Annotated in this window: 17 protein-coding genes; 6 read left to right on the top strand and 11 right to left on the bottom strand. The window is 66.8% G+C overall.

Features of this window, described 5'->3' with window-relative positions:
• Positions 1–38: 38 nt before the first annotated feature.
• From KAK09_RS10775 to KAK09_RS10735, 9 genes are all read right to left on the bottom strand, one after another.
• Positions 39–875 carry a flagellar motor protein MotB gene (locus KAK09_RS10775; RefSeq protein WP_210878942.1) on the bottom strand — a complete coding sequence of 279 codons (837 nt, stop codon included), beginning with the start codon at positions 873–875 and terminating at the stop codon, positions 39–41.
• 80 nt (positions 876–955) lie between these two features.
• Positions 956–2356 (bottom strand): TRAP transporter large permease, encoded by a 1401-nt coding sequence (locus tag KAK09_RS10770; protein ID WP_210878941.1) that lies wholly within the window; start codon positions 2354–2356, stop codon positions 956–958.
• 12 nt (positions 2357–2368) lie between these two features.
• Positions 2369–3001: a TRAP transporter small permease subunit gene (locus tag KAK09_RS10765; protein WP_210878940.1), complete on the bottom strand. Its 633-nt coding sequence runs from the start codon at positions 2999–3001 to the stop codon at positions 2369–2371.
• A 68-nt stretch (positions 3002–3069) separates the two neighbouring features.
• Entirely contained in the window at positions 3070–4089 is a 1020-nt protein-coding gene (gene dctP, locus KAK09_RS10760) for a TRAP transporter substrate-binding protein DctP (RefSeq protein ID WP_210878939.1), read from the bottom strand.
• A 122-nt stretch (positions 4090–4211) separates the two neighbouring features.
• Positions 4212–5552: a sigma-54-dependent transcriptional regulator gene (locus tag KAK09_RS10755; protein WP_210878938.1), complete on the bottom strand. Its 1341-nt coding sequence runs from the start codon at positions 5550–5552 to the stop codon at positions 4212–4214.
• Positions 5549–7282 (bottom strand): sensor histidine kinase, encoded by a 1734-nt coding sequence (locus KAK09_RS10750; RefSeq protein ID WP_210878937.1) that lies wholly within the window; start codon positions 7280–7282, stop codon positions 5549–5551. The genes KAK09_RS10755 and KAK09_RS10750 overlap by 4 nt, the downstream gene beginning before the upstream one ends.
• 28 nt (positions 7283–7310) lie before the next feature.
• Positions 7311–8813, bottom strand: coding sequence for a heme biosynthesis protein HemY (locus KAK09_RS10745; RefSeq protein WP_210878936.1), 1503 nt, complete (start codon positions 8811–8813; stop codon positions 7311–7313).
• 19 nt (positions 8814–8832) lie between these two features.
• Positions 8833–10107 (bottom strand): COG4223 family protein, encoded by a 1275-nt coding sequence (locus KAK09_RS10740; RefSeq protein WP_210878935.1) that lies wholly within the window; start codon positions 10105–10107, stop codon positions 8833–8835.
• A 48-nt stretch (positions 10108–10155) separates the two neighbouring features.
• Positions 10156–10884 carry a uroporphyrinogen-III synthase gene (locus KAK09_RS10735; RefSeq protein WP_210878934.1) on the bottom strand — a complete coding sequence of 243 codons (729 nt, stop codon included), beginning with the start codon at positions 10882–10884 and terminating at the stop codon, positions 10156–10158.
• 73 nt (positions 10885–10957) lie between these two features.
• Here KAK09_RS10735 and tsaD point away from each other — a divergent pair, with 73 nt between their 5' ends.
• Genes tsaD through KAK09_RS10715 form a run of 4 tightly spaced genes read left to right on the top strand, consistent with a single transcriptional unit; the run spans position 10958 to position 13675 of the window.
• Positions 10958–12037 carry a tRNA (adenosine(37)-N6)-threonylcarbamoyltransferase complex transferase subunit TsaD gene (tsaD, locus tag KAK09_RS10730; protein WP_210878988.1) on the top strand — a complete coding sequence of 360 codons (1080 nt, stop codon included), beginning with the start codon at positions 10958–10960 and terminating at the stop codon, positions 12035–12037.
• Positions 12034–12987, top strand: a complete 954-nt coding sequence (locus KAK09_RS10725) for an NAD(P)H-dependent glycerol-3-phosphate dehydrogenase (RefSeq protein WP_210878933.1) — start codon at positions 12034–12036, stop codon at positions 12985–12987. The genes tsaD and KAK09_RS10725 overlap by 4 nt, the downstream gene beginning before the upstream one ends.
• Positions 12987–13256, top strand: a complete 270-nt coding sequence (locus tag KAK09_RS10720) for a YciI family protein (RefSeq protein ID WP_210878932.1) — start codon at positions 12987–12989, stop codon at positions 13254–13256. Before KAK09_RS10725 ends, KAK09_RS10720 begins: the two co-directional genes overlap by 1 nt.
• Positions 13256–13675 carry an EVE domain-containing protein gene (locus KAK09_RS10715; protein WP_210878931.1) on the top strand — a complete coding sequence of 140 codons (420 nt, stop codon included), beginning with the start codon at positions 13256–13258 and terminating at the stop codon, positions 13673–13675. Before KAK09_RS10720 ends, KAK09_RS10715 begins: the two co-directional genes overlap by 1 nt.
• A gap of 187 nt (positions 13676–13862) precedes the next feature.
• On the opposite strand, the gene KAK09_RS10710 is transcribed toward KAK09_RS10715, so the two are convergent.
• On the bottom strand, positions 13863–14633 hold the full coding sequence (locus KAK09_RS10710; RefSeq protein ID WP_210878930.1) for a metallophosphoesterase: 771 nt from the start codon (positions 14631–14633) through the stop codon (positions 13863–13865).
• 101 nt (positions 14634–14734) lie between these two features.
• Positions 14735–15556 carry an ABC transporter permease gene (locus KAK09_RS10705; RefSeq protein WP_210878929.1) on the bottom strand — a complete coding sequence of 274 codons (822 nt, stop codon included), beginning with the start codon at positions 15554–15556 and terminating at the stop codon, positions 14735–14737.
• Positions 15557–15660: 104 nt separating this feature from the next.
• On the opposite strand from KAK09_RS10705, the gene cysQ reads away from it, so the two are divergent.
• On the top strand, positions 15661–16488 hold the full coding sequence (gene cysQ / locus KAK09_RS10700; protein WP_418895527.1) for a 3'(2'),5'-bisphosphate nucleotidase CysQ: 828 nt from the start codon (positions 15661–15663) through the stop codon (positions 16486–16488).
• 5 nt (positions 16489–16493) lie between these two features.
• Positions 16494–17294, top strand: a complete 801-nt coding sequence (locus KAK09_RS10695) for a 3-deoxy-manno-octulosonate cytidylyltransferase (protein WP_210878927.1) — start codon at positions 16494–16496, stop codon at positions 17292–17294.
• Positions 17295–17387: the final 93 nt, after the last annotated feature.

Here is a 17387-nt window from a genome sequence, read left to right as displayed (position 1 = left end):
CAGGCCGCTAATGTCTAAACTTGCGCCGATCTGTCGTCTCAGCCCGACCGCAGCAGGATCACCCCGACCCGATTGTTGCGTGCATCCATTGGGTTGGGCACGCTTGGGTTGCGGTCCGCATGGCCCGTCACCCGGCGCATCCGCGCAGGCCGCAGACCCGCCTCTTCCAGAAGGGCGCGCATCCGGTTGGCGCGCGCGGCGGACAGGTCCCAGACCGGATTTCTGGCGAGAACCACCGGACGCGCGTGGGTATGCGCGGCAATCGCCAGCTCATTGCGCGCAAGTTCCACCACCGAGGCGACGAGGGTCACGATTTCGTGCAAGAGGCGTGTCGGCTCGGCCCCCTCGGCCTGAAAGAGCGGCGCGCCGTCGAGGTCTGAAATCTCGATGATCAGCCCCTCGTCGGTCACGCGCGTCACGATATGGCGCAGGATGTCCTCCGAGGCGAGGCTCTCGCCGCTGCGCGCGCGCAGCGCCTCCGAGACCTCGGCGAAGGTTGCCTCGTCTTCTTCGGCCCCCGGATTCGCCACGCCGAGATCACCCCGCGCCTGCCTGCTCTCGGTGCCTTGGAGGCCTGAGGCGCCGGTGCCGCTTTGCGCAAGAGCCTGTTCGGAAAACACCGAATCCCCGCCAAAGGCACCGCTGCCGCCGCCCGACACACGGTTTACCGGCACGGTCGGGTTGAAGTAATCGGCAATGCCCTTGCGTTGTTTCTCGGTCGTCGCGCCCAGAAGCCACATCAGCAGGAAAAACGCCATCATCGCGGTGACAAAATCGGCATAGGCGACCTTCCACGCCCCGCCGTGATGCCCGCCGCCAGCGACGATCTTCTTCCGTTTGATGATGACCGGCGCGGCATTGCTGCGCGCATCCATTCTCACCACCTCTCTCGCCCGGAGAGAGGCTTAGCACGCAGGCCATTAAGGGGGCGTTAACACCTCAAGTTTTCACGATCTCACGCCAGCCCCGGCAACCAGAGCACGATCATCGGAAAGGCCACCAGAAGCGCGATGGTCACCGCATCGGCGACGAAGAAGGGCATCACGCCACGGAACACGTCCTGAACGCTGATATCGGGGCGCACGCCTGCCACCACGAAACAGTTGAGACCGATGGGCGGGGTTATCAGGCAGAACTCGGCCATCTTGACCACCAGGATTCCGAACCAGATCGCGCACATCGGGCCGGACATGCCGAAAGTGCTGTCCGCCGCGCTGACATAGACCCCGCCATTAAGCGCCATCACCGCCGGATAGACCACCGGAAGCGTCAGAAGCAGCATCCCGATCGCGTCCATGAACATCCCCAGAACCGCATAGGCCAGCAGGATGCAGACGAGAATCAGCATGGGCGAGAGCGTGAGCGAGGTGATCCAGTCGGAAAACGCGCTTGGCAGGTCCGCGAAGCCCAGGAAGCGCACATAGACCAGCACCCCCCAAATGATGGTGAAGATCATCACCGAGAGCTTGGCCGTCTCCAGCAGCGCGTCCTTGAGTTCCGGCCAGCGCATCCCCCGGTAGAGCGCCATGAGAAACACGACGAAGGCGCCGATCGCGCCGCCCTCGGTGGGCGTGCCCCAGGCATCGCCGCCAAACGGGTTGTAGACGAAGAAGATGATCGTCACGACGACGAACACGATGGGCAGGGCGGGCGGCAGCGACACGAACCGCTCGCGCCAGGTGAACCCGCCCACCGGCGGGCCGAAGCCCTTGATCGTGAGCGCCATCCCGATGATGAGAAATGCATAGATGAAGGCCGAAAAGACGCCGGGGATGAAGCCCGCGAGCAGGAGTTTCCCCACGTCCTGCTCGACGATGATCGCGTAGATCACCAGAAGTGCCGAGGGTGGAATGAGGCTTGCCAATGTGCCGCCTGCCGCGACCACGCCCGCCGCGAACCGCTTGTCATAGCCGATCTTAAGCATCTCGGGGATGGCGATGCGGGCAAACACCGCCGCCGTCGCCACGCTTGCCCCCGACACCGCCGCAAAGCCCGCCGTGGCGAAGATCGTCGAGACCGCAAGCCCCCCCGGCACCCAGGCGATCCAGCGTTTCGCCGCCTCGAAGAGCGCGCGCGTGAGCCCCGCGTAATAGGCGAGATAGCCGATCAGAATGAAGGTGGGAATGAGGCTGAGCGCCTGAGAGCTTACCTTGGAATGGGGCACCTGCCCGGCCGTCTTGACCGCGACGGTGAGCGCCCAGAGGAACTGATCGCCCGCATAGCCCTTGCGCGCCCAGAATATCCAGATGAGGCCGATCATGCCCGCCAGCGCCGCCGCATAGGCCACGCGCATTCCCAGCACCACCACGACCAGCATGAGGCCGGTTACGACCAGCCCGATTTCAATCGGATCCATGCATCCGCCCCCTCATTCTTCGCGCCCGCTGACATGCGCGGCCTCGCGCGCCGCCTGGGTCGCAACGTCCTCGATCAGCGGCACAGCCACGGGCCGCTCTGCCCCGGTGACAAAGGCGCGCCCGAACCCCCAGGCCTGCAACGCGAGCCGCAGAGACAGGACGGCAAAGGCCACCGGGGCCAGCAGTTTCGCAGGCCAGATCGGCAGGCCGATATCAATGCTGCTGTCACGGCTCCAGAGTGGCGCGTTCCAGTCGAAACTCCGGTCGAAATGCGCCCAACTTCCCCAGACCATCAGCACCATCAGAACCAGCACCGCCAAGGTCGTGATCAGTTCCACAAGCCACAGCACCCGCCCGCGCAACATGCCCACGACGATATCCATGCGGATATGCCCGCCGTCACGCTGCGCATAAGCCACGCCCATGAAGGCGATGAGCGGCATGATCTGCTCGATCCAGTCCACATAACCGCGCAGCGGCTGGCCGAAGAAATTGCGCCCGCCGACAGAGACCACGGCCAGCACCATGAGTGAGAACACCGCAATACCGCTCAGAAGCGCAAGAAACCGTTCAGCACGGTAAAGCGCGCGATCGGCGCGGCTGAGCAGGCTGTTATCGGCAAAGACAGTCGCGGCACCGGCCATGCGCTGCCTCCTTCATATCCGGGGAACGGGAAAGGCCCGCCGCGTCGTGACGGCGGGCCGGGACGGTCTCAGGAGCCTGCCTTGAGATCCGCAAGCGTCGTGGTCACGAAATCATAGATATCCTGCGACGGCAGGCCGCGCGCGGCATTGTCCTTGATCCAGGCCTCGGCCGCAGGTCCGGCCACCGTGCCGGAAAAGCTGTCGAGCGTCGCCTGATCATAGGCGATCACCTCGATCCCCCGCTCCGAGAGCGCCGGGCCCCAGGCCGCCATGGTCTGGTTCTGATAGTAGTCGATATAGTGATCGAGCGCCTCGCCGACCGAGCCAAGCAGCGCCTCGCGATGCGCGTCCGAGAGCGCGTCAAGTGCGTCGGTATTGACCACCACCGGGCAGTTCACCGTGCCGGGGTTGAGGTTCGAGGTCCACCATTTCGCGGTTTCGATGGTGGCAAAGGACATGTGCGCGTGGGGTGCGAAACTGACCGCCTTGACCACGCCGCTATCCATCGCCTGGCGCACCTCGGTCGCCGACATCGAGGTGGGCACAGCGCCCACGGCCTCCATCGCCTTGCCGATGCCGCCAAGCGCGCGCACGGTCAGGCCCTTGTAATCGTCGAGCGTGCGCGGCGCGTCGCCGGTGCCGACAAAATTGTATTGCGGCATGGGCGAGGGCATGATCGCCAGCGCGTTCCAGCGCCCGAGATCGGCCTTGACCGCCGGATGCGCATAGAGCGCCTCGGAAAGCGCGCGCTCCTGCTCCAGCGTCTCGACCCCGAGGAAGGGCAGTTCCAGCACGGTCAGCGAGGGGTTCTTGTCGGGGTGATAGCCCGCGCAGAATTGCGCCATCTCGAAAGCGCCGATGGAAATGCCGTCAAGGTTCTCGCGCTCGTTCGAGAGGCCCCCGTAGCTCAGGTTGAGGGTGAACTCGCCATTCGTCTTTTCGCTCACCAACTCGGCCAGCTTTTCCACATGTTCGGTAAAGGCCCGCCGCTTGCCCCAGACCGAGACATTCCATTCGGTGGCCATCGCTTCGCCGGCAAAGGCCAGACTGATCGCCGCGACGGCGGTATAGCCGAGATATTTCTTCATGGTGTATCCTCCCAGATGTCATCCATTCTTGTGGGCGCTATCTTGGGGCATGTCGGCCATCCTGACTAGGAAGAAAACCGCACGCCCCCCCGGCAGCCGCCCTGCGGATATCCGCAAGGTGACTACAGCAGAGCCTCCTTGTCCAGCCCCAGCTTGACGATCTTCTCGTTGAGCGTGCGGCGCCCTATGCCCAGCGCCTCGGCCACCGCCTCCATCCGGCCCTCATGCGCGGTGATTGCCTTGGCGATCAGCTCGCGCTCGAAGGTCGCCACGGCGGCGCGCAGCGTGTCGGGCACGTCATCGGCCAGCGCGTCGCGGCGCAGCGCCTGCACCATCGAGCCGCCCCCGCGCCGCGCCATGAGCACCCGACGTTCGCAGACGCTGCGCAATTCGCGCACATTGCCGGGCCAGTCATGCGCCAGAAGCGCGGCGCTGTCCTCGGGCATGAGATCCGGCGCGCGGGTCTCGTAGACGCGGGCGAACTCATCCAGAAACCGCGCCGCCAGAAGCATCACGTCATCGCGTCGCTGCCGCAGCGTGGGCAGCGCGATCACCGTGGTATTGAGCCGGTAGAGCAGATCAGCGCGCAGCCGCCCCTCGCGCACCGCCTGCGCGGGGTCTTCGTTGGTGGCGGATATTACCCGAAAGCGCAGCGGCACCGGCGCCTCGGCGCCGAGTGGCAGCACCTGCTTGTCCTCGATCACCCGCAACAGCTTGGCCTGCACCGGGATCGGGCAGGAACAGAATTCATCAAGAAAGAGCGTGCCGCCATCCGCGCCCTGCAACCGTCCCCTGGCCCCGCCCGCCATGCCGAACATCCCGGCCTCGAAACCCTCGACCGCGAGCACGGCGCAATTGAGCGCGAGAAACGGCCCCTCGGGCTGAGCCCCCAGATCGTGCAGGGCGCGCGCCACCAGTTCCTTGCCAGTGCCGGTTTCGCCCTGCAACATCACCGCCGCGCCGCTTTGCGCCAGGTTCAGCACCTCCTCGCGCAGGGCGGCTGACTCGAGCGTCCGCCCAGCGAGCACCCGATCCAGCCCCGAAAGCTGCAACAGCCGCGATTTCAGCCGCTCGGTCGTGCGCCGCATCGCGTGCTGATCGGCGGCATGGCGCAGGATGTTGAGCAGGCGGCGCGGCTCGTAGGGCTTCTCGACGAAACTGTAGGCGCCGCGCTGCATCGCATCCACCGCCATGGCGATATCACCATGCGCCGAAATCAGCACCAGCGGCGGCGACAGATCCCGGTCGAGACTGTCGAGCAGGTCCAGCCCCGACATGCCCGGCATCCGTACATCCGAAAGGATCACATCGGGCTGAAACTCTGCCAGCCGCCCGGCCAGCCGCTCGGCGCGCGGCAGCGCCTCGACCTGCCATCCCGATACCTCCAGCAGGTCGATCAGCGACAGGCGCATGGCCTTGTCATCCTCGACGATCAGGATACGGGGGGTCGTGGGCGGTGTCATGCGGCGCTCAGATCATCTTCCATGTCTTCTTGCGGGATCTCGATCCGAAACAGCGCGCCGCCCCTGGCGGTATTGCGGGCGCTCAACCGACCCTGATGCGCCTTGACGATATTGGCCGAGATCGCAAGGCCCAGCCCCATGCCGCGCCCACTCTCTCGGGTGGTCACGAACGGCTCCTGCAACTCGTCAAGGCTCGCCTGTCCCAGCCCGTGCCCGGTATCGCGCACCTCGATCCAGCCCGCGCCAGCCCCCAGCCCGAGGCGTAGGTCGATCCGCCGCTCGGCGCACTCCTCCACCGCGTCCACGGCGTTGCGCAGCACATTGGTCAGCACCTGTTCAAGCCGCAACTGATTGCCGCGCACGAGCACCGGACGATCCGGCGCATCGAGCGATATCTCGGCCCCGACACGCGCGATATTCGGCTCCACCAGGGCCAGCGCCGCCTGCACCGCCGCGCGCAGATCGACCGGGCCGAACTCCTCGCGGGTGTCGCGGGCAAAGAACTTGAGCTGCCGCGTGATCGCCTCCATCCGGTCAACGATGCCGGTGATCTTCGGCATGATCCGCTCTGGCGGCTGGCCACCGATCTCGGCCGCCGCCAGATGATTGCGCATGGCCGCGATCGGCTGGCCCAATTCATGCGTGACCGAGGCCGCCAGTTGGCCAAGCGCCGCCAGGCGGCTTGCGCGTTCCAGTTCGTCCTGCGTGCGCTCAAGCCGGCGCTCTGCCGCGCGGCGCTCTTCGATTTCGACTGCCAGCCGCTCGTTGGCTTCGCGCAACTGCGCCTCTTCCGCCTCAGACCGGCGCAGCGCCGCCCCGATCCGCCGCGTCCGGCGCACCTGCGCCACAAGGAACCCGGCCCCGGTGAGGATCATGACGAGCCCGGTCGAAAGCAGGCTCCGGGTCACCGCCGCGCTGTCATCGGCGAAATAGTGCAGCACCCAGTCATGCGGCGCGACAAGGGCCGAGAGATGAATGCGCTCGGCCCCGTCGACCACGGCGCGCGCGCCTGCCTTGGGTCGCCAGTCAAGCGGGGTGAGATCCTGCCCCGGAAACTGCCGGTCCTGCGCGATCCGGGCGCGCTGTTCCGGGAGCAGGGCGCGCAAGCTGCGATAGCGCCAGTCCGGGTCCGAGGACAGCATCACCACCCCGTCGCGATTGGCCAGAAACACCTGTTCCCCCGCCCTGCGCCAGGTCTCTTCCAGCCCAGTGAGATCGAGCTTGATGGCGATCACCCCCAACAAGCCGCCATCGTTCGCACGCACCGGATCGGCGATGAAATAACCAGGCAGGCCGGTTGTCGCCCCGATGCCGTAGAACCGCCCCTGTGCACCCGCGAGCGCCGTCTGAAAATAGGGACGAAAGCCGTAATCATGACCGACAAAGCTCTCGGGCGTGCCGGCGTTGGAGGCGGAAATGGTTACGCCGTCGGGCCGCATGAGATAGATCGCGTCAAGCCCGGCGCGCGCGGCAAAGGTGGCAAGCCGGGCATCAAGCACCGAGACCGCCCCGCCCGCCGCCGTTTCGATCACCCGGCTGTCACGGGCCAGAACATAGGTAAGATGCGAGAACCGCTCGACCTCGGAAATCACCGTGCTGCGGTAAAGCGAGAGCCGACCCGCCGCCTTGGCCTCTTCCTCCGAGCGGAAAAAGCCGAGTGAGACGAGAAAAACGGCCAAGGCGACGCCAAGCGCCGCCATCAGCGCCAGAGACCGAAGCGTCAGGCCCATCCCGCCCGGATCATCCGATCACGCCCGGTCACGGGCGCGGCGCGTCTTCGGCGCGTGCCGGCGGGGCGTCGTCGCCGGTTGCGGGCCCGTCCTCGATCACCTCGGCGTCAGGGATTTCCCTGTCTTCCTCGTCTTCCCCGGTCTCCTGCTCCTCCACCGGCCCGATCAGGAGCGGCAGCATCTCGAGCCCCGTCGACGTGCTGAGCACGCCGTCGGCGGGGGCGCGCCAGCTTAGCGTATCAAAGGAATGGCAGCTTTCGCAGACAGGCCGCCATTCGGCATGGACATGCTGGCAATTGTCGCAGCACCATTGCGGGCCGCGCGGCGCGCCGAGCGCGCGCGCCAGCCACCCCCTGACCACCGCATCGGACGATCCCTCTCCGCGCTCGACGGCCGCCATGATCGCCAGCGCGCGCGCATCCGGCGCCACCTCGGCCAGATCGCCGAGCGCGCGCCGCGCCGCCGGGAAATCCTCGGCCGCAAGGTTCAACTCGGCCTCCAGCAGACGCGTTTCGCGGTTGTCAGGATGCACCTTCAGAAGCTTGGAGAACCGCTTGAGCCGCGCCTGCGGTGTCTCGTCAGGCTCGATGGCGGCAAAGGCCGCGGCCAGATCGGGATGGGGGCGCATCAGCCACGCCTTGTTGATCACCCGGACCGCCTTGGCCGGTTTGCCCGCCTCGACATAGCCGCGCGCCGCCAGCACCGCCGCCGGGATCAGATCGGGCGAGAGCCGGTTGGCCTCGATCGCCGCCTCGCGCGCCTCGATGCTCTTGCCCTCGTCGAGCACGTCGCGCGCCTCCGAGAGCGCCAGCACCGCGTCACGCCGCTTGTGCACGTCGCGCGGCAGCGCGCCGTATTTGAGCTTGGCCCCAAGCGTGGCGCGCGCGCCCTTCCAGTCGCCCTTGTCGGCCTGTAGCTGCAACAGTGTGTCTTGCACCTCGGCATGGCGGGGCTTCAGCGTGAAGGCGGTCTTGGCCAGCTTGAGCGCGGTGTCGATATCGCCGGCCTCAAGCTTTTGCCGCAACAGGCCGCGCACGCCGACAAAACGGGTTTTCTCATTGGTAAGCAGACGCTTGAACGCGGCTTCGGCCTCGGCCTTGTCGCCCGCAAGCTCTGCCGCCTGCGCCCTGATGAGATCGGTAAGCGCGGGCTTGCGCAGGTATTTCTCGGCCTTGGCCGCCTGCGCCATCGCCTTGTCGCCCTCACCCGCAGCCAGCGCCAGAACCCCCTCGCCCAGCGCGCGATAGCCCTTTTCCTGACGGTTACGGTCGAAATAGCGCGAAAGCGCGGTTTCGTCACCGTTGATAAAGCGCAGCACCGCGACCAGCATGCCCGCCAGCCTCATCAGCAGCCAGATCACGAGAACAAGGACCGCGAGCGCCAGCACCGCCTTGATCGGGGTGAGGTTGATCTCCACCCCCGCCATGACGATGCGCACCCCGCCATCCAGTTCCAGCAGGTAGGCGGCGCCAAAACTCGCAGCCCCGACGAGGGTGATGAAAACAGCTACCTTAATAATCAACCAAAGCATGGCAAATGCCCTTTCAAGCTCAATTCATCGCCGCCGAAAGCGCCTCGGCCGCGGCCAGGGCATCGCGCCGCATGCTTGCCTGCGCGCCCCAGTCATCCAGCGCGGCGCGTGCACCCTCGGGCAAGGTCTCGATCTCGGCGAGCGCATCGCCAAGCCGCCCTTGCGCCAGCGCCGCCTCGGCGCGCGACAGGATCGCGTCAGGATCGTTGCCCTCGCGTGGGCTGAGCGAACGCACGCCAAGCTGCGCGCGCAGAAAGCCGGTCATCGAAGCGCCCTCGCCCGCCTCGCGGCGGGCGGTGGCCAGTGCCGCGCGGGCCGCCTCGGGGAAACTGTCAACGAGGTCGGCACGGGTCGGCACGCCTGCACCGGCTGCCGCCGTCAGCGCCTCGGGCACCTCGGTGCCGGTGGCGCGCAGATCGGCCAGCGCGGGCGCAAAACCCTCTCCGGTGTCAAGCGCGGTCCGCACCCGCACCAGCGCCGCGCGCCGCAGGGTCGCGCGGGCGCTCTCGCGCGCGGCGGCCTCCTGCGCCTCGGCCTCGGCGGTCAGCGCATCGATGCGGACACGCAGCGCGTCAATCTGATCCGCGCCCTCGGCAAGCTGTGCCTCGAGCTGTGCGCGCAGGGCCGCAACCGCTTCGTCGGGCGACCCGCCCGATTGTGCCTGCGGCACGGGCCGGGCCGCCAGTTCGCTTACGCGCGCCTCCAGATCGGCGACCTGCCCGGTGAGATCGGTGATCGCCAGGCTCAGCCCGTCGATCTCGCCGCCCTGGTCGGCGGGGCCCTCCAGCTTTGCCAGGTCGCCTTCCAGCTTCGCGATGCGCTCGATCAGGTGCGCCTCGTCGGCCCCCTGCGGCCTGAACCAGTCGGGCGGCAGGACATAGGGCGCGGCAAGAAGGCCGATCCCGGCGGCGGCGATCCCGCCGAAAAGCATCGACCAGAACCCGCCCTGGCGCACCGTCACCTGTTCGGTGCGCATAACGGGGGCGGGCACGGTATCGGCCGTCTCGGCTGGCTGAGCGTCATCCGTCCCTTCCGGCGCAGTCCCGTCCGGCGCGGCACCCGGCCCTGTCCCTGTCGTATCGCTTGTGGATGGCGCGCCGTCGTCCTGCGTTCCGGCGTCATTGCCGGCAAGGTCTTCTTGCGGGGCCGGAGGGCTGTCCTCGTGCGTCTCTTTCGCGATGGTCTCGAGGCGGCTGTCCTGCGGTGCATCGTTCGCTGACGGCTCTGTCAGGCGCGCATCCTCGGCGTCGGAGTCGTCGGTCTTTTTCGTCCGGGTCGTCTTTTCTCGTGCCACGGCGCGCCAGCCTTTCGAATCTTGTCACTCCAACCTGTTAGGCAGACCTTACTGCGGGCCTTCCCGCCCCTCAACCCGCTTGGCATGGCTCACCAGATCGTGCAGTCCCGCACAAAGCGACGCCATATCAGGGGTTTTTGCCACGATAAGTCGGGTTGCGGCCCCCGGCAGCACGGTTTCGGCCACATTGCGGCTCATTGCCGCGATGAAGAGTGGCGCGCGGATATCACCCGCTTCGGCGAAGAACAGCCGCCCGCTGCGGGGCGACATCAGTGGCAGGATCACGGGATCATCCCCGTCAAGCGCGGCGCGCGCCGCCTCGGAGAGGGGCACCGCCTCCTGCGCATAGACCACCACATCGACCGCCTCAAAGCCGCGTGCGCGCAGTGCCCCGGCGATATCGGCGGCGACATGCGCACCGCGCGGATGCAGGAACGGGCCTTGCACACCGTCACGCGCGATCAGCGCCAGAAGCGAGGCCGCATCGCCGCCTGCCGGACGCGCGTCGATGCCATGTGCGCGCGCCGCCTTTGCCGTGGCCGCCCCCACGGCAATCGCGCGCAGGTCGCGACGGGGGGACAGGCGGCAGAAGCCCTCGACCCCGTGGCGCGAGCTGAAGATCAGCACTTCCTTGCCGGCAAGGGCAGGCAAAGCTCCGCAATACCCGATGCGCATCAGCGGCGCGACGATCACGCTCACACCCGGCCACGCGGCGCGCATGGCGCGCGCCATGCGGCTGGCCTCGGGTTCGGGCCGGGTGATGAGAAGCGTGGGCATCGGCGCTCGGCGGTTGTTGGGCGGCTCACAAGGTGTTACCTGCCTTGCACCGTTCAGGCAATGCCGGGCCATGATGCACCAGACGCTGACCATCCTTGGGATCGAGAGCAGTTGCGACGACACCGCCGCGGCGGTGCTGCGCATCGGGGTGAACGGCCCGGAGATCCTGTCCTCGGTGGTGATGGGGCAGAGCGCGCTTCATGCGGCCTTTGGCGGGGTCGTGCCCGAGATCGCGGCGCGCGCCCATGCGGAAAAGATCGACTTGGCCGTGCGCGCAGCGCTGAAGCAGGCCGACACCCCCCTTGCGCAGGTGGATGCGGTGGCGGTGACAGCGGGGCCGGGCCTCATCGGCGGCGTGCTGGCGGGTGTCATGTGCGCCAAGGGCATTGCGGCGGGCGCGGGGCTGCCGCTGATCGGGGTCAACCACCTTGCGGGGCACGCGCTGACGCCGCGCCTGACCGATGGCGTGGCTTATCCCTATCTGATGCTTCTGGTTTCGGGCGGGCATTGCCAGTTCCTGACCGTCGCGGGACCGCAGACATTCACCCGCCTTGGCGGCACCATCGACGACGCGCCGGGCGAGGCGTTCGACAAGGTGGCGCGGCTTTTGGGCCTGCCGCAGCCCGGCGGGCCGGAGGTGGAGCGCGCGGCCAGCACGGGTGACGCGGACCGCTTTCGCCTGCCACGCCCGCTGTTGGACCGGCCCGGTTGCGATCTGTCCTTCTCGGGGCTGAAAACGGCAGTGCTGCGGGCGCGCGATGCGCTGGTGACGGAAAAGGGCGGGATCACCCGGCAGGACCGGGCCGACCTTTGCGCGGGATTTCAGGCGGCGGTCTGCGAGGTGCTGGCGGAAAAGACCCGCCGCGCGCTGGCCGCGACCGGCGCGCCGGTGCTTGCCGTGGCCGGGGGCGTGGCGGCCAACGGGGCAATCCGCGCGGCGCTGATGGCGGTGGCCGAGGCGCAGGGCGCGCGCCTTGTCGCGCCGCCTCTGGCGCTCTGCACCGATAACGCCGCGATGATCGCCTATGCGGGGGCGGAGCTTTACCTGTCGGGCCACCGCGATGACATGGGCCTTGCCGCGCGCCCGCGCTGGCCGCTCGATGCGGCAAGCCCGGCGATGCTGGGCCACGGCAAGCGGGGGGCCAAGGCATGACACTGATTTGCGGTGCGGGGGCGTTCGGCACGGCGCTGGCGGTGACGCTGGCACAAAACGGGCCGGTGACGCTCTGGGCGCGGGACGCGGGCCACGCCGCCGCGATGAGGGCGGCGCGCGAGAATGCACGGCGCCTGCCCGGCATCGCCCTGCCCGATGGCGTGACGATCATTTCGGGCGCCCTGCCCGAGGGGGATGGCCCCTGTCTGCTTGCCATGCCGATGCAGACCTTGAACGGGTTTCTGGAGGCACATCGCGCCGCCCTTGCCCGCCCGCTTGTCGCCTGTTGCAAGGGGATGGACCTGACCACGGGGCTTGGCCCCACCGCGCTCATCGCGCGCGCCGTTGCCGAGGCCGTGCCCGCCATTCTCACCGGCCCTAGCTTTGCCGCCGACATCGCGCGCGGCCTGCCGACGGCGCTGACGCTCGCGTGCGCCGACGCGCAGACGGGCCGCGCGCTGCAAGCTGCGCTGACCACGCCCACGCTGAGGCTCTATCGCAGCACCGACACCATCGGCGCGGAACTGGGTGGCGCGCTCAAGAACGTCATCGCCATCGCCTGTGGCGCGGTAATGGGCGCGGGGCTGGGAGAAAGCGCGCGCGCGGCGCTGATGACGCGCGGCTTTGCCGAGATGAACCGGCTGGCGCACGCGCTTGGCGCGCAGCCCGAAACGCTGGCGGGGCTGTCGGGGCTGGGCGATCTGGCGCTGACCTGCACCTCGGCTCTCTCGCGCAACTACCGCTATGGCGAAAGCCTCGGACGCGGCGCGGCCTTCGATCCCGCGATCACCGTCGAAGGTGCTGCCACCGCGCGCGCCGCCCTCGCCCGCGCCTGCGCACTTGACCTCGATCTGCCGGTGACGGCGGCGGTGGCGGCGCTGGTGGCGGGTGAATTGCGCGTGGCGGAGGCGATGGATATGCTGCTTTCAAGACCACTCAAGGAGGAATGATGCTGATTGCCCTTATCGCCCGCGACAAGCCCGGCGCGCTGCAAACCCGTCTCGACAACCGCGAGGCGCATCTGGCCTATCTCAAAGAGACCGGCGTCGTCTCTCAGGCTGGCCCCCTGCTGGACGAGGAAGGCGGCATGACCGGCTCGCTCATCGTGCTCGACGTGGCCGACATGGCCGCCGCGCGCGACTGGGCGGCCAATGACCCCTATGCGAAGGCGGGACTCTTCGCCTCGGTCGATCTCATCGCGTGGAAAAAGGTCATCTGATGCGCTACTGGCTGTTCAAGTCCGAACCCTCCACATGGTCCTGGGCCGATCAGGTGGCAAAGGGGGCGGCGGGCGAGGAATGGGACGGCGTGCGCAATTATCAGGCGCGCAACTTCATGCGCGAGATGGCGGTGGGGGATCGCGGGTTCTTCTACCATTCCCAAAGCGAAAAGGCCGTGGTTGGCACGGTCGAAGTGATCGCCCCGGCCCACCCCGACAGCAAGGCGGATGACCCGCGTTGGGAATGCGTGGATATCAAGGCACTGGAGGCGACGCAACGCCCGGTGACGCTGGAGGAGATCAAGGCCGATCCGCGTCTGGCCGAGATGGTGCTGGTGCGCAGTTCGCGCCTGTCGGTGCAGCCGGTGACGCCCGAGGAGTGGCGAATTGTCTGCGATCTGGCGGGGCTGAGACCGTAACGGAAACGGGGGGCATCCGCGCCATCGCCGACACCCCCCGCCACCCCACGTGCTCCCTACGCACCACACGTGTTCTCTCTGGAAGGCCCCGGCCATACTGACCCGAACACATCATGCATAGCTGAAACCGCGGCCATGGCCAACTCTGCAATGCCTTGAATTCAGTTCAAGGTTTACCGATCCGCGCTCAGGTCTGGAGGAACGATACGTCGTCGGGACGCACGATCGCGGCGGTGAGGCGCGCGGTGGCATAGGCCCCGGTGTCGATGGCAATGCGCCCGCCCGCGACATGCGGTGCCTCGACGATGGTGTGGCCGTGGATCACCCATTGCCCATCCGCGCGTGGCCTTTTGCGAAATCCGGGGTGACCCCAGAGAAGCGTGTCCTCGGCTTGCGCCGCCATCGGCTGCGCGGGATCAGCCCCGGCATGGATTGCCCAGACATTGCCGCTCTGCCAGATCAGCGGGCGCGCACGCAGCCAGCCGATCATCGCCGCGCCCATGGCTTCGGCCAGAGCGTCGCGCATGTCAAGGAGCGCATCAACCTCGTTCTGCCCACCCTGCGGCAGCCTGACGCCAAAGCTGGCAAGCGTCTGCAAACCGCCATTGCGCAGCCAGCGGGCGGTGTATTTCCCCGGCTCGTCCAGAACATCGAGCATCATCCGCTCGTGATTTCCCATGAGGCAGGTCACGCGCCCCGGCCCGCTTTCGGCGGCCTCCATGAGCATCTGAATCACCTCGCGGCTCTGTTCGCCGCGGTCCACATAATCGCCCAGGAACACCACCGGATATCCGCTGGCCTGCGCCTGGATCAAGGAATCGAGTGTCTGGAGAAGGTCGGCACGCCCGTGCACATCGCCAATCGCGACAAAGGGCTGATCGGGGCGGATCGGTATATTGGCCCGGCGGGTGCCAGACAGCCGTCGGCGGGCCAGGAGACTGGACAGGAGCTGTTTCATCGACTCACATGTTACATTGCCGCGCGCGGATATGACATGACTGCATTCAGACAGCGCCACTGGCCGGGTTTGTCAAGCCATGGGCCACGGACCACGCCCGCTCAGCGGCGCGCCTCCCAGGACAGCGAGGCACGGCGCCGGGTGTAGAACTCTCCGATCAGCCCGAGCATGATCAGGGCAATTCCGACATAAACCGGATACATGAGCGAGGTCTTGTGCGGGAAATAGTTTATGAAAACAAAGCCACGCGCCTGGTCGATATTGTGAAATAGCGGGTTCCAGGAAAACAGGTTGTACATGAACGGTGGCAGCACGTTGACCACGAACATCTTGCCCGAAGCGATCATGTTGGCGCGCTGATAGATCGTCGTGAACAACTTGACGAAGGTGGGAAACCACGGGCGGATCGCCAGAAGCACAAGCCCCACACCGCAACCCGTGAACCAGGCCAACAGCACCATGCCGAAGGCGTAGATGGGCTGGTAGATCGAGATCGGCACGAAGATCACATGATAGACGAAGAGCACGATCAGGAGTGACAGCACCTGGATGTAGAGCGCCCCGAGCGCGGCCGAGGCAATCGAGATCGCCGTGTTCATCGGCGCGTGCTGCATCATCGGCGAGGCCGGGCCCTCGGCACCCGCAACCGCGCCCACGGCCTTGATATGGGTGATGTAGAGGAAGATCCCCGACATCATGAACAGCAGGAAATCGCCGCGCAGCTTGGCCGCCTTGAGGCCGAGAACGGTGAACAGCAGGTAGAACGCCAGGACCATGATCACCACAGTAAGAATGTTCATGCCGAGCGCGACAAAGGCGTTGCCATGGCCCTGGCGGATGCTGCGCACGGTCGCGTGATAGATGAGTTCGAGGATGGAGATCGCGGATTGGAGCGAAGATCTGGGACGAGCGGTCTTGAACATGGTCTGGCGCCTCACGCCTCCGGGCTGCGTCCAATGGTTTCTTGCCGTCGCGCCGCTGTCGTATCATAAGGGCGCCCGGATGAGTCATGCAATAGCGCCGCAAGATGGCGGCAAACGGGCGAAGGAGCGGCGATTTGGAGTATCAACGGCTTTCACAGGTGATGCGGCAACTGGCGCTTGAGGCGGGCGAGCGCATCATGGAAATCTATGACGCAAACGATTTCGACGTTAAGGTGAAATCCGACGCAAGCCCCGTGACCGAGGCCGACGAGGCCGCCGACGCCCTGATTTCCGCCGGTCTGCGCGCGGCCTTTCCCGATCTGGCGCTGGTGACCGAGGAACAGGCCGCCTCTCATGGGCAGAGCGTGCGCACCTTCCTGATCGTCGATCCGCTGGACGGAACCAAGGAATTCATCAACCGGCGCGGTGATTTCACCGTCAATATCGCCCTGGTCGAGGATGGACAGCCCACCCGTGGCATCGTCTATGCCCCCGCCAAGGGGCGGATGTTCTACACGCTGCCCGATGGTGGCGCGGTCGAGGAAACTGGCCCGTTCGACGCCGGGACGCCGGGCGCAACCCGCCCGATCCGGGTGGCCGAGCCGGACAATGCCGCGCTTATGGTGGTGGCCTCGAAATCACACCGCGATCAGGCGACAGACGACTATATCGGTAAATACGCCGTCAAGGACATGACGAGCGCGGGATCTTCGCTCAAGTTCTGCCTCGTGGCGACCGGCGAGGCCGATCTCTATCCGCGCCTTGGCCGGACGATGGAATGGGACACCGCCGCGGGCCATGCGGTCCTGCTGGGGGCCGGCGGACGTGTTCTGCGCTTTGATGACCTGACACCGCTTGGCTATGGCAAGCCAGGGTTCGAGAATCCGTTCTTCATCGCCTGCGCGCCGGGTGTCGATCTCAAGGAAGGCTGAGTTCCATGTCCGTCCTCATCGCCATCCCCGCGCGCTATGCCTCGACCCGCTATCCGGGCAAGCCGCTGGTGCCGCTCACCGGCGCGAGCGGGCAGGCGCGCTCACTTGTGGAACGGTCCTGGCGCGCGGCGATGGCGGTGAAAGGCGTGGATCGCGTGGTGATTGCGACCGATGACGCGCGCATCCGCGACGCGGCCGAGGCATTCGGCGCCGAGGTGGTGATGACCTCCGAGACCTGTGCCAACGGCACCGAACGCTGCGCCGAGGCCCATGCCGCGTTTGGCGCTGGCCATGAGATCGTGGTCAACCTTCAGGGCGACGCGCCGCTGACCCCGCCCTGGTTCATCGAGGATCTCATCGCCGGGCTTCGCGCCGATCCCGCCGCCGAGGTGGCCACACCCGTGCTGCGCTGCGAGGGGCGCGCGCTCAATGGCTTTCTTCAGGACCGCACCGAGGGGCGCGTCGGCGGCACCACCGCCGTGTTTGATCGGCGCGGTCACGCGCTCTATTTCTCCAAGGAAGTGATCCCCTATACCGGGCGGCGTTACGATGACGACGCGCCCACGCCGGTTTTTCATCATGTCGGAGTCTATGCCTATCGCCCCGACGCGCTGGCCGCCTATCCGACCTGGACGCCGGGGCCGCTCGAAGGGCTCGAGGGGCTGGAGCAGTTGCGGTTTCTGGAAAACGGGCGCTCGGTTCTCTGCGTCGAGGTCGAGGCACGCGGGCGGCAATTCTGGGAGTTGAACAACCCCGAGGACGTGCCCCGCATCGAGTCGATGATGCGCGAGATGGGACTGGACTGAAAAGCCCGGACAGGAACGGGGCGCGCCTTGCGACCTCTAGCCGCTAGCCGCGTGCCGGGCCTTGATTGAACATAAAGATTACAAGATTTCCCC

It is taken from the genome of Roseovarius autotrophicus, assembly GCF_018069895.1.
Taxonomy (GTDB): Bacteria; Pseudomonadota; Alphaproteobacteria; order Rhodobacterales; family Rhodobacteraceae; genus Roseovarius; species Roseovarius autotrophicus.
The sequence above is the reverse complement of the archived record's forward strand: the minus strand, read 5'-3'. Positions and strand labels throughout refer to the sequence as shown.